9 protein-coding genes are annotated in these 12,499 nt (G+C 40.3%); 5 read left to right on the forward strand and 4 right to left on the reverse strand.

What is annotated here, in order from left to right; genetic code table 11:
- Window positions 1–639: 639 nt before the first annotated feature.
- On the forward strand, window positions 640–1,404 hold the full coding sequence (gene motA / locus AB5Z52_RS14195; protein ID WP_368243851.1) for a flagellar motor stator protein MotA: 765 nt from the start codon (window positions 640–642) through the stop codon (window positions 1,402–1,404).
- 13 nt (window positions 1,405–1,417) lie between these two features.
- Window positions 1,418–2,182: a flagellar motor protein MotB gene (locus AB5Z52_RS14200; protein ID WP_288551823.1), complete on the forward strand. Its 765-nt coding sequence runs from the start codon at window positions 1,418–1,420 to the stop codon at window positions 2,180–2,182.
- A gap of 145 nt (window positions 2,183–2,327) precedes the next feature.
- Here the strand turns inward: AB5Z52_RS14200 and AB5Z52_RS14205 are convergent, their stop codons facing one another.
- Together AB5Z52_RS14205 and ppdK are read right to left on the reverse strand one after the other, a co-directional pair.
- Entirely contained in the window at window positions 2,328–4,373 is a 2,046-nt protein-coding gene (locus AB5Z52_RS14205; protein WP_117474748.1) for a methyl-accepting chemotaxis protein, read from the reverse strand.
- Between the two features lie 515 nt (window positions 4,374–4,888).
- Window positions 4,889–7,489 (reverse strand): pyruvate, phosphate dikinase, encoded by a 2,601-nt coding sequence (ppdK, locus tag AB5Z52_RS14210; RefSeq protein ID WP_005472998.1) that lies wholly within the window; start codon window positions 7,487–7,489, stop codon window positions 4,889–4,891.
- Between the two features lie 180 nt (window positions 7,490–7,669).
- On the opposite strand from ppdK, the gene AB5Z52_RS14215 reads away from it, so the two are divergent.
- The 3 genes from AB5Z52_RS14215 to AB5Z52_RS14225 are packed head-to-tail and all read left to right on the forward strand — an operon-like array spanning window position 7,670 to window position 10,994.
- On the forward strand, window positions 7,670–8,305 hold the full coding sequence (locus tag AB5Z52_RS14215) for a helix-turn-helix transcriptional regulator (protein ID WP_003129027.1): 636 nt from the start codon (window positions 7,670–7,672) through the stop codon (window positions 8,303–8,305).
- Between the two features lie 12 nt (window positions 8,306–8,317).
- Window positions 8,318–9,136: a pyruvate, water dikinase regulatory protein gene (locus AB5Z52_RS14220; protein WP_003129026.1), complete on the forward strand. Its 819-nt coding sequence runs from the start codon at window positions 8,318–8,320 to the stop codon at window positions 9,134–9,136.
- Window positions 9,120–10,994 carry a fructose-1,6-bisphosphatase gene (locus AB5Z52_RS14225; protein WP_086269317.1) on the forward strand — a complete coding sequence of 625 codons (1,875 nt, stop codon included), beginning with the start codon at window positions 9,120–9,122 and terminating at the stop codon, window positions 10,992–10,994. Before AB5Z52_RS14220 ends, AB5Z52_RS14225 begins: the two co-directional genes overlap by 17 nt.
- Window positions 10,995–11,053: 59 nt before the next feature.
- Here the strand turns inward: AB5Z52_RS14225 and AB5Z52_RS14230 are convergent, their stop codons facing one another.
- Together AB5Z52_RS14230 and AB5Z52_RS14235 are read right to left on the reverse strand one after the other, a co-directional pair.
- Window positions 11,054–11,467, reverse strand: coding sequence for a phosphate-starvation-inducible PsiE family protein (locus AB5Z52_RS14230; protein ID WP_005473005.1), 414 nt, complete (start codon window positions 11,465–11,467; stop codon window positions 11,054–11,056).
- A 172-nt stretch (window positions 11,468–11,639) separates the two neighbouring features.
- Complete coding sequence (locus AB5Z52_RS14235) at window positions 11,640–12,257, reverse strand: hypothetical protein (RefSeq protein ID WP_003129023.1); 618 nt, start codon at window positions 12,255–12,257, stop codon at window positions 11,640–11,642.
- Window positions 12,258–12,499 lie beyond the last annotated feature (242 nt).

The following is a 12,499-nucleotide window of genomic DNA, read 5'->3' on the forward strand; positions in this document are numbered from 1 at the left end:
AAATTCGAAACGAAGTAGATAAAAAGCTGTTCCAAGCTCGAGTTACGAGTTTGGAACAGCTTTTGTCTACAGTCTGATTTTTTTCAATATTTTTTTATATTATAGATTAAAAAAACAAAAACACGTGATGTCATTATAGTAGAATTGCTTTTATTTTACAATTTGATTTTACAACTTTACAGATATGTCAGTTAAGTTACAATCATGTTATGTTATTTATTAAATTAGGTTTCATCACAAACTGATCAGCAAATTTAAAAAGAAGTCTCTCTCGATTAAACGCTTTATATGGCTATCTTTAGTTTTCTATAAAAGGATGCATTTTGATAAAAAAACGTTCATTATGTATATAAATGATTAACTTTTTTTTTACTGAACGCCTGTATAAATGGTAAAAAAACGAGACATACTTCACCAAAAAAACGATACCATCTGAAAATTTCCACAGGATATACAAACTATACCATTCATAAAAAAGCTTGGACTTTTTATCCAAAAAAACAAAAATTAAAAGAATCAGTAATTTTATCTCAGTTATTTTTAGGATTATTTTTTTTGCTATTAAGAATAATTTTAATTCACCGATAAAAATAGAAAAGGGTTAAAACCCGGAATAAAGAATTTGGGAGGACGCAACAAATGGATTTTTTCTTGCTGATCGGTATTATTTTAGGATTGATATCTGTGGTGGTTGGAATGATTGTAAAAGGGGCCAATGTGGCTGTCCTAATCAACCCCGCAGCCGCAATCATTATTTTCGTCGGTGTGATCGCAGCCGTTATCAATTCATTTCCCAGCAGTGATATCAAAAAAATCCCGAAAATCTTCGGCGTTCTGCTGAAAAATAAAGAATACGACTTAAAAACAACGATCAATACGATTGTTGAATTGGCCAACCAAGCACGTCGTGATGGTTTATTATCTCTTGGAGGCGCCATCCAAAACTTGGAAGATCCATTTTTAAGAAAAGGTTTAGAAATGGTGGTTGATGGCATTGCTGCCGAACAGATACAAGAAATCATGGAGAATGAGATCTATGGGATAGAAGAACGCCATCGTATTGGCTCGTCTATCTTCAAAACCGCTGGAACTAGCTCTCCAACTTTAGGGGTCTTGGGTGCCGTGATCGGGCTGATTGGGGCGCTAGGCAATCTAGAAGATGTAGAAGCTTTAGGACACATGATCTCAGCTGCCTTCGTGGCAACTCTTTATGGTATTTTCTTCGGTTATGTTCTGTTCATTCCCTTTAGCTCAAGGCTATCCTTGAAATCTGAGCAAGAAGTCCAAATGATGTCGATCATCGTTGAAGGGGTCTTAGCAATCCAAGCCGGACAATCGCCAAAAAGCATTGAGAAGAAATTATATAGCTTGATCGATCCTAAAAAACGGGAAGAACAATTATAAAGGATGAACCGATATGAAGCGAAAAAAGAAACATGAAGAACACGTAGACGAAGCGTGGCTTTTGCCTTACTCAGATATGTTGACCTTACTGCTGGCTTTATTCATTGTCATGTTTGCTATGGCGAAAGTCGATGATGAGAAATTTCAAGAAATCAGAAGTGAATTTGGCACCATCCTTTCTAGTCACCATAGCAGCTCCTCTGTGATCGGATCCGTGATCGATATGGGGGAGACTAATACGGAAAAAAAAGCACCCACATCTACGGAAGCACAAGCACAGGAAGCCTCTGTACGGACTCAACTGGAAAATCAACAATTGCAAAAAATCAGCGATCAGCTATCACAAGAATTAGCTTCTTCAGGCCTAAAAGATCAAACAGAAGTTCGCTTAGAATCTGATGGGCTCCATATCACTTTGGCTAGCAGTATCCTGTTTACATCGGGCAGTGCTGAGATCACAGCCACCACTCGGCAGTCACTGGATTTGCTCTCTGACTCACTGAAAAAACTAAAAACCAACAAAATAGTGATTGCAGGTCATACCGATAACGTACCGGAAAAAGGCAATGGCCGATACCAATCCAACTGGGATCTCAGTTCGGCCCGTGCCATTAACGTTATGGAGTATTTCATCAGTAAAGGGGCCGTCTTAGAAAAGAATGCCGCAATTCAAGCCTTTGCTGATACGGAACCCAAAGCTGATAATAACACCCCGCAAGGCCGCTCGGAAAATCGTCGTGTAGAGATGATCATCCAGCGGACAGAAATGGCTCACTAACCAGCAATAATTGTTTATAAACATCTTCATGAAAAGCCAAGACTGCTGACATCAGTCTTGGCTTTTTTTGTAGCATCTTCTTTGATAGTAAAAAAACATTCGCCAGCTATGCTTTCGAATAGCTGATGAATGTTTTCTTCTTGTTCTATTTTTCCACTTCAAATCGATTAGTCAATCGCTTCAATTCTTCCGCGATGTCTCTTAGGTCTGCCACATGGTTGGTGAATTCATCCATGGTAGCTAAAACTTCTTCCGCGTTTGCGGAAACCTCTTGTGTACCAGCGGCATTTTCTTCCGTTGATGCAGAAATATTTTCTAAGTTTTCCAACACACTATTTTGAATGTTTTCAATACGTGCACTTGCTTCTTCAATATGATGAATACCTTCAATCATATAACTGCTGCGTTGAAATACTTCTTTTGAAGACGAAATTGCTTCTTTAATTAAGTTGGTTTGTCGTACGCCACCTTTTACAGAAGCTGACGTCTGTTTGACCATTTGACTAGATTGCTCACGAATTTCTTCAATAATCGCTTCGATTTCTTTGGTAGAAGCTTTACTTTGCTCCGCCAATTTACGGATTTCAGCAGCAACAACTGCAAACCCTTTACCGGACTCTCCCGCGCTGGCTGCCTCAATTGAAGCATTCAAAGCTAACAAGTTTGTTTGGTAAGAAATATCGTTGATGACCCCAATGATTGAATTGATGTTTTGGATACTATCATTCATTCCCGTCATGTTTGACATTAAGCGTTCCATCTGTGCCAATTCTTGACGCCAGCTGTCATCGACTTGATCCATGATCGTTAAGTTTTCTTGATTAATCTTCGTGGATTCTTGCGACTTGCTGCTCATTCCGCCAACGTTATCTCGTAATTCTTTAATTACTTGCGTAAGATTTTGCATTTGCGACACACTATATTCTGTTTCCTGAGCTTGTGCACCGGTAACTTCTGCAATACCCGTGATGGTTTGAGAGACTTCTTCTGTCGCAATATTGGTTTGTTTTGAAAGTTCCAATAAAGAATCGGACATTTCTGCGACACTACTACTTTCTTTTTGCACTTTTTGGATCAATGCGCCAGTGCCTTCGATCATCACATTATAATTGTCTGCCATTTGCTGAATCTCATTCCCAGTTTTATCTGGATAAACGACTCGACGGGCTAACTGGTCCCAAGTCCATTTTTCGCCTTTAACTCTTTTAGACTGGCTCATCTTCTCTAGTTTGCCTTCACCGACTTTTCTAAAGTAGTGATTGAAACAATCGATGATCGCTGCTACTATTTTAATGGCCGCATAGGAAACAAGTCCTACAAATAGCAACATCAGGATTGTGACGATGATCGTCGTGCGGACTAACGCTCCTAACTCTTTATCTAAATCACTGGCTTTGACTTCGGAATAAGCCCAAACATTGGAATCAGCAGATTTGTCGTACAACACATCGTTGACTTTATTTGAGTCGCCCAAACCGACCTTACCATTAGGATCTTTTGCTTCTTTGATCTTTTGGAATACTTCTTCTTCTTTGATATTCTTACCGATTTGTTTCGTGTTCTTTGAAGTGACAATGATCCCAGATTCTGAAACTAATGTAATATTTCCTGTTCGTCCAACGGTAAAGTCAGACAAAATGTCTTGAATGCTTTCATATGAAACATCTACACTCAAAACCCCTACTTGATTATGGGAATTCTTAATCATAATGGAGGCTGATGTCACAAATTGGTTCGTTACCGTATCCAAATATGGGTCTGTCCAATATACTTCTCCTTCGGCTTTAACGGCCCCCTTGTACCAAGGACGAGTCGTTGGTTTGTAATCATCTGGCAAAGGGTTGAAGGTCACATACTCATCATCTTCCGTTCCAAATGTCACTTCTAGAAAGCTATTGGTTCCAGCAATTGCTAAAGAAAGATCTGAGCGGATACGTGCCATACTAAATTCTGTTTTCATGGATGGCAGTTCAGCCATTGACTTCAATTTTCTTTCCGTCGATTGACGTAAGCTTTTTTCTTCCGCCAAAATCAAATTAACGGCACTTTCTTTATTCAAATCATTTCGTTGAATCAATAAATCCTTTGTGGTCAAATAAGAACTTGTCAGCATGACAATGATCGGGATCCCCGCAACCAAAATCAAGGTGACCATCACATAAATTCCTATCGTTTTTTTCCTTTTTTTCACAAATGTGCCACTCCTTCATTTACAATTTCACACTATCCAATGAAGACTCGTCTGAAGACGACCCTCAGTAAAGATAATCGGTCATTTCACCGAACTATTAAGAGCGTTCATTAGTAGAAAATGCAGCCATTGCTTTTCCACCATACAAATAACACTGAACCGAAATCGTCCTGTAGGAGAAACCACTCAAAACAATAGCTAAAAACCTTGTAGAATCAACTAAAAAACCATACGGTGATACCGCGTGGTTTAGTTAAACGAGCACAATAAGAATTTCCATAGAATCAAAAAACAACGATATATTTTTTCAACAGCCAAAGGTGGGCTTTTAGAACGATAGTAATAGACTCTTTTAGAAAACCGGTATACTGAAGATCAAATTACTTGAGAATGTTCGAGCTATTCATAAATTAACAGTTTAGAAAAACAGACAATTCGTTGATAATGACCGCATGTTAACAACTTCATTGCAGACTCCACTCAAGTAGCAATATAGATGGTCAGAGTATAAGCAATTATGATGCAGACTGAGCAATTGCTAACCATGCCGCTGGAATCCGATATGGAGAGCATGAAACATAATCAACACCAATAGCCCGCAAGAATGCAATAGATTGTGGATCACCGCCTACTTCACCGCAAACACCAATCGCTTTTCCCTTCGTTTGCTGACGAATCGAAGCCACCGCTTGTTCCATTAGTTGTCCTACTCCCGATTTATCAAGATGTTGATACGGATCCTCAGACAGGATTCCTTTATCTAAATAGCGTTGAATAAAACCAGCAGCATCGTCCCGTGAAAATCCAAAAGTCATTTGCGTCAGGTCATTGGTCCCAAAACTGAAAAAATCAGCTAGCGGAGCTAATTCTTTTGTTAATAAACATGCTCTTGGTGTTTCTAGCATCATCCCAATCTTGAAAGGTACTTCTTTCTGATAGTGGGCAAAAATTTGCCGAATGTACGTTTCAAGACGTTCTCTCAAAACGCGCATTTCTTCCGGAATACTGATCAAAGGCAGCATAATCTCAGGATAAACAACACTTCCTGCTTCAGAAGCTTGTAGTGCCGCTTCGATAATTGCAGCTGTCTGCATCTCATAAATCTCAGGATAAGTAATTCCTAGACGGCTTCCTCGATGCCCCATCATCGGATTTACTTCTTGTAGATCATGGATTCGTTGCTTGATTTTTTCTAGAGAATAGCCGCTGCGCTTGGCCATTTCTTCATATTCTTGTGGTCGCGGTAAAAATTCATGCAACGGCGGATCCAACAAACGAATGACGCATTTCTGTTCTTTTGTCTGCAGTAATAACTCCTTGAAGTCATTTAACTGAAACGTTTTCAGCTGAGACAAAGCTACTTGTCTTTCTTCGGTCGTTTCAGCTAAAATCACTTGCCGCATCGGCCAGATTCGAGCTTCACCAAAAAACATATGCTCCGTTCGCGCTAGCCCGATACCTGCTGCTCCAAAAGAAGCTGCTGTCTTGATTTCTTCGATAGTTTCCGCATTTGCACGTACCACTAAGTCTGCTCTCTCTTTAGACCAGTCTAAAATCGTCTGCAGCAAACCAAAATCTTGCGAGGCAACCAGTGATAGCGCCCCTTGATACAGATTGCCTGTCGTCCCATCCACTGATAGATAGTCTCCTTCTTGAATGATTACTTCACCACATCGAGCTTGTTTCAAAAATGAATCGACAGCTAACTGATCACAACCTGCCACACAACATACTCCTAGTCCTCGGGCAACGACTGCCGCATGAGAAGTCATGCCGCCTCGAGAAGTCACGATGGCTTCACTAACGACCATCCCGTCAATGTCTTCCGGTGAAGTCTCTTGTCGCAATAATATGACTTTTTCTCCCGCTTGGTGTGCACTAACCGCTGCTTCTGCCGAAAAGTAAACACGACCTACCGCTGCACCGGGACTAGCAGGCAATCCTTGACCAAGAGGAGAAGCTTTCGCAAGAGATTCCGGAGAAAAGATAGGATGCAGCAACTGATCCAGCATGTCTGGTGTCAACCGATGCAGTGCTGTTTTCTTCGTGATCTTTCCTTCAGAAACTAGATCGATAGCAATCTGTACAGCTGCTTTGGCCGTCCGCTTCCCATTACGAGTCTGTAAAACAAATAATCGCCCTTCTTCAATGGTAAATTCGATATCTTGCATATCTTTGTAATGATTTTCCAGTAACTCGGCAATCGCCGAAAACTGCGCGTGGATTTCTGGTTGTGTTTTGGCTAAATCACTAATCGGTCTTGGCGTACGAACCCCCGCGACAACATCTTCTCCTTGTGCACAAGCGAGAAATTCACCAAATAATCCTCTGTGTCCTGTCGTCGGATCGCGAGTAAAAGCAACGCCAGTTCCACTTGCAGCACCACTATTGCCAAAAACCATTTCCTGAACAGTCACGGCTGTTCCTAGATCATGAGCAATTTTGTGGATTTTACGGTAAGTGATAGCCCGGGGATTATTCCACGAACGAAACACAGCTTGAACGGCTGATAATAATTGTTCCAGCGGATCTTGAGGGAATCGTTCTTGCGTATGTTCCATATAAATACTTTTGAAAACCTCGCAAATCTCTTGCCAGTCTGGAGCGACCATTGATTGGTCAGAAGGATATCCCTTTTTATGTTTATAGGTCGTTAAATAGGATTCAAAATGACTCTTATCGATCCCTTTAACAACATCCCCATACATTTGGATAAGGCGACGGTAGCAATCATAGGCAAATGTAGGATTCTTTGTATTCGCTGCCAGCGCCTGTACCGTTTGATCAGTTAACCCCAAGTTGAGAATCGTATCCATCATCCCCGGCATGGAATACTTTGCCCCACTGCGAACAGAAACCAGTAATGGCTGCTGGTTTCCGCCAAAAGACTTGTGGGTTCGTTCTTCCAATGTAGCTACTGCTCGAATAATTTCTTCTACCAACGGCTGTGTAAGTTGCTGGTTTTCTAAAAATTGTCGGCAAACATCTGTTGTAACAATAAATCCCGCAGGAACAGGCAACCCGATACTGGTCATTTCAGCTAAATTTGCTCCTTTCCCCCCTAGTAATTCTTTTTGATCTTTCGTACCTTCTGAGAACCAAACGATATTCTTCATTTTTTTCCGCCTTCCTAATGTGATATACTATTAAGCTTAAAACGAAGTATATAGCGTACACTATTGATTCGTCAAGAAGAAATTTTTAAGAAAAATTCGCGCCAAAATCCTTTATTGCATTTTTCACGCGGAAAATATATAATAAATAGCATATCACATTTATTTAAAGAAGGTGACACATTGGAATTGACAAAGCGACAACTTAAAATCATTGAAATCGTAAAAGACAATCAACCTATCAGTGGTGAAACCATCGCAAAAAAACTAGGATTCAGCCGTGCTACTTTGCGCAATGATCTCTCTATCCTGACAATGACTGGATTACTCGATGCCCGGCCCAAGGTCGGTTATTTTTATACCGGACAGACCGTAGAACCGCTGTTGTTTGATAAGCTATACCATGCAAAAGTAGCAGAGATTATGATCCCACCGTTAATGATTGAGCAATCCGTTTCGGTATATGATGCTGTGACAACCCTATTCATGTATGATGTCGGGTCTCTTTATGTGAAAAATGCAGAAGAGGAACTAATTGGTGTTCTATCCCGCAAAGACCTTCTGCGCTTCGCTATCAGCAATTCAGCAGCAGAAAAAACACCGGTGGCAATGATCATGACGCGAATGCCGAATATCGTCACGATTACTGCCGACCAAACTATTTTGACTGCAGGTACCTTATTAGCTAGGCATGAAATAGATACACTCCCTGTTGTTGATGCTGAGAATCCAAAAAAAGTCATTGGTAAAATAACCAAGTCTAAAATTATGAACTACTATATCCAAGCAGGCAATGCGATCGAAAACAATCAATTCTAAGGAGAGAAAAAAATGAAGAATGTTCGACTATATTTGATTTCAGATTCCGTTGGTGAAACAGCACAAAAATTGATTAGTGCCGTTTCCGCACAATTTCCTACGATCGATCTATCCGATATTCAACTGTATCCTTTTACAAATGATGAAGAGAGCTTATTGGAAATCTTACAAGATGCTTTACTGGATAAATCGATTGTTGTGACGACGCTTGTTAACAAAGATTTAGTGAAATTTGTCGAAGCCTTTGCTAAACGCACCGGTCTTCAACATGTCGATTTCATGACGCCATTGATCTCAGTAATCGAAGCAACCGTCGGGCTACAAGCAGTTCAGGAACCTGGCGCAATCCATCGTTTAAATCAAGAATACTTCAGTCGTGTTGCTGCAATGGAGTTTGCAGTGAAGTATGATGACGGCAAGGATCCTCGTGGTTTTCTCGATGCTGACATCGTATTGCTCGGTGTTTCCCGTACTTCCAAGACACCGTTAAGTCTATATATGGCTAATCGTGGTTACAAAGTGGCTAATCTGCCTTTAATACCTGAGGTCGCTTTACCCAAAGAGATCAATCAAATCGATCCCAAAAAAATGATCGGGCTCACTACAAATTCTGACTCACTCGTCGAAATACGCCGTTCTCGACTGGCTTCATTAGGGTTGAAAGAAACTACTAACTACACAGAACCAAGCCGGATCGATGATGAACTAGCCTATGCGAATCAATTATTCCAACAGCTAGGAATCAATGTAATCGATGTCAGCAAACGGTCGATCGAAGAAAGTTCGATGTTGATCGAAGAATTTTACAAAAATAATGCCTATGCACACTGAAGATCAATTAAATGATTTCATTGAGATTATCAATTTAGAGGCGATCCAGCAGTTACCTAAAGCAACCGAACACTTTGTCAGTGATCTGCACGGTGAATATGAAGCTTTTGATCATATCTTGCGCAATGGTTCAGGCAGCATTCGGGAAAAAGTCGAAACATTGTTTCAATACTCACTGACAGCTGCTGAGAAGACCGAGCTATGTTTTTTGATTTACTATCCAAAAGAAGTATTGCAAGAAAAAGACTATCCGCATGAGGATTGGATCCAATTAATGACTCAACTGGTCAAAGTGGCTCGTTTTACTTCCAGCAAATATACGCGGTCCAAAGTTCGAAAAGCTTTACCAAAACAATTTGCTTATATTTTAGAAGAATTGCTGTATCAATATGACTCGGACTTCAACAAAGAAGCCTATTATAAAGCGATTTTTGATAAGATCATCGACTTATCCTTAGCGCCTCTATTTTGTGAACAGCTAGCATTTTTGATTCAGCGTTTTGTCGTTGATCACCTACATGTTATTGGGGATATTTATGACCGGGGACCCGCACCTGATAAAATCATCGACCGGCTCATGGCGCTTCCTTCTTTGGATATCCAATTAGGGAACCATGATATTTTGTGGATCGGGAGTTACTGCGGTTCTTTCCCTTGTTTGGCAAGTACCATACGGATCGCTGCACGGTATGGAAATTTAGCATTGTTGAAAGAAGGCTATGGCATCGACCTCTCTAAAGCCATAGCATTTAGTCGTAAACATTATCAAGAAAATAAGGGGTTTTATCCTAAGAAAACTGTTGATGATCTTTCCGAAGAGGAAATTCACGACGCCATGCTTCTCCAGCAAGCCTTTGCAATCATTCAATTCAAGGTAGAGGCCGCTGTGATCAAACGACGCCCCGAATTTCAATTAGCGGATCGTTTGCTATTGGGTAAAATCACAAAGGATTTGCAGATTCAGCTAGAGGATCACTTTGAGCCTCTGATCCATGCTTGCTTTCAATTGGTTGATCCCGAAGCACCCTATCTTTTGACTGATGAAGAGCAAAAAGTACTGGAGGATCTTCTCAAACAATTTCAATCCTCCGAAAGGTTAGCAACCCATGTACGTTTTCTAGTAGAAAAAGGCACGATCTATCAAATTTATAATGGCAATCTACTGTACCACGGTTGCATCCCCTGTCATCCTGATGGTCGCTTCCTTTCAGTGTCCTTTGGAAAAACCTCTTATCAGGGCAAAGCATTGATGGATTTCTTTCAAGAATGTGTAAAACAGAGTTTCGCAACACCAGAAAGGACCGACGATCTGGCGACCGATGTCCTTTGGTATCTCTGGTGCGGAGAAGGGTCTTCTCTTTTCGGTAAAAAATCCATGAAAACCTTCGAGCGCTATTTCATCAGTAATAAACACACGCATATTGAAGAAAAAAACGCCTACTATACCCTAAGAGAAAAAGAAGCATTTTGCCGTCGCTTATTCGCTGCGTTTGGATTAGACTCGACAGGACACATCATTAACGGCCACACACCAGTAAAAGTGAAAAAAGGAGAGACGCCAATCAAAGCCAATGGGCACCTACTGGTAATTGACGGTGGCTTATCCCGCTCCTATCAGGAAGTTACCGGTATCGCCGGTTACACATTGTTATCCAATTCTTTTGGGATGACACTTGCTGCTCACCAACCATTTACAGATCGTCAGACAGCAATCAAGGAGCGGAAGGATCTAATGACGCAAAAGAAAATCATCCTCCGCCAAACCAAACGAATCACTGTACGGCAAACGGATATTGGGAAGCAACTACAAGCAGAAAGTGCTAGTTTGTTCGCAAAAAATAATCCTATCAATAACTGAGACATTCAGTTTACTGATAGGATTATTTTTGATTTCTAAGTAACTTTCTGATTTATTTTTCAGATATCTTTGGAGCTATGAAAAGATTTCAACTTCTCTAATGCTTGTAAAACAAAAATCAGCACTAAAATCGCCAGCGCCAAAAACAACGTCTCCAGTCCTTTTCCTTGTGCCAACAATAACTCACGTAAAATCGCCGTGATACTGATTAGAATCAGATAACGAACAGGAATATGATGTCCTTCTTTTACATACCGCAATAACATCAAAATGATTTCAAGTAAAATAAATAGTGTAGCAATCTCTTCAATCAAAAAGGATAGATCACTGACTTTTGTCAAAGGAATGACATAAGTAACGATTTTATAAATTGCTTCTGCCATCACAACCAATACCAATACAACTAAAATTGCTAACATAATATCGACAACAGCACTGATCAGCTTTTCAAAGTTTTTAAAATATTTGCCCATAGCGCGCCCCCTTTTCACCTCATTATAAGCGAATTTAATGAAATTACTTTGTGATATGCTTGAAAAAGATGCTTTTTTATTGCACAAAATAATCACTCAATACTTCAGCAAATAGATGAATAGTCGTAAGGGATTCGCTGGTTTAAAACTCTGACTATCTTAGCCGAAGCGCTTATCTAAAAAAGGCATCAAATGGTTCTTCTAAAAGAAGTTTTAATGGTTCTGATCCATCCGCAGCATTGGCCGGATCATTACTATCAATCGGTGTATCACCAGCTTCTGTGCTCTCTTCACTTTCGTCAGAAGTAGTTGTGCCTGTACTGCTTGAACTGCTAGATGAAGAGGTTGAACTACTCGTACTTGAGCTGCTGCTAGAGGAGCTCGTCGTTTCGGATGTACTAGTCGTAGTATCAGAATTTGCTGATCCATTATTGGAAGTGCTAGATGCTGTATCTGTCTCCTTCACTACTGCTTCACTACTGTCAGCTATACTTTCTGATTCTGTAGACGGAATGGCCGATGAATCTTCATTTGATTTTGTTCCACTGGTCTGTGCAGTTGTTTCGGAGTAGGAACTGACCCGTGCTTCATAAAAAGTTTCACTGGTTGTTTCCGTTTCAGACGTACTTGTTTCGGCAACCTGCACTGGTGCTTCAGAAGATGGCTCCGAAGAATTGCGCTGGAACGGGGCCGCAACAAAAGCATTTACGTCTTGATCAATTGCCATACTCAACATAATCGTGACAAAACAACTAACGAGTGCTGACTGCAAATTAAATTTCAACTTCATTGCTATCCCTCACCTTCTCTTTATATGAAGTACCGTGCATTTTTTTGAAGAAATGGTTTTCTCCATCTATTATACAAAAAAAAGAAACGAGCAACAAATTAAGAATTCGTTGCAGCAATTGTCCCGTATTTTACAAGCTTAACATCTGAAATACAAAGAAATAACGGTTCTGTTGCAAAGTTTTAAATAAAGAATAAAATCCCTTACGGTATCTATGATTTAAGTTGGGATTCCCAATAATA

It is taken from the genome of Enterococcus sp. RTP21361st1_A6_RTP21361_211029 (assembly GCF_040910045.1).
Taxonomy (GTDB): domain Bacteria; phylum Bacillota; class Bacilli; order Lactobacillales; family Enterococcaceae; genus Enterococcus_D; species Enterococcus_D gallinarum.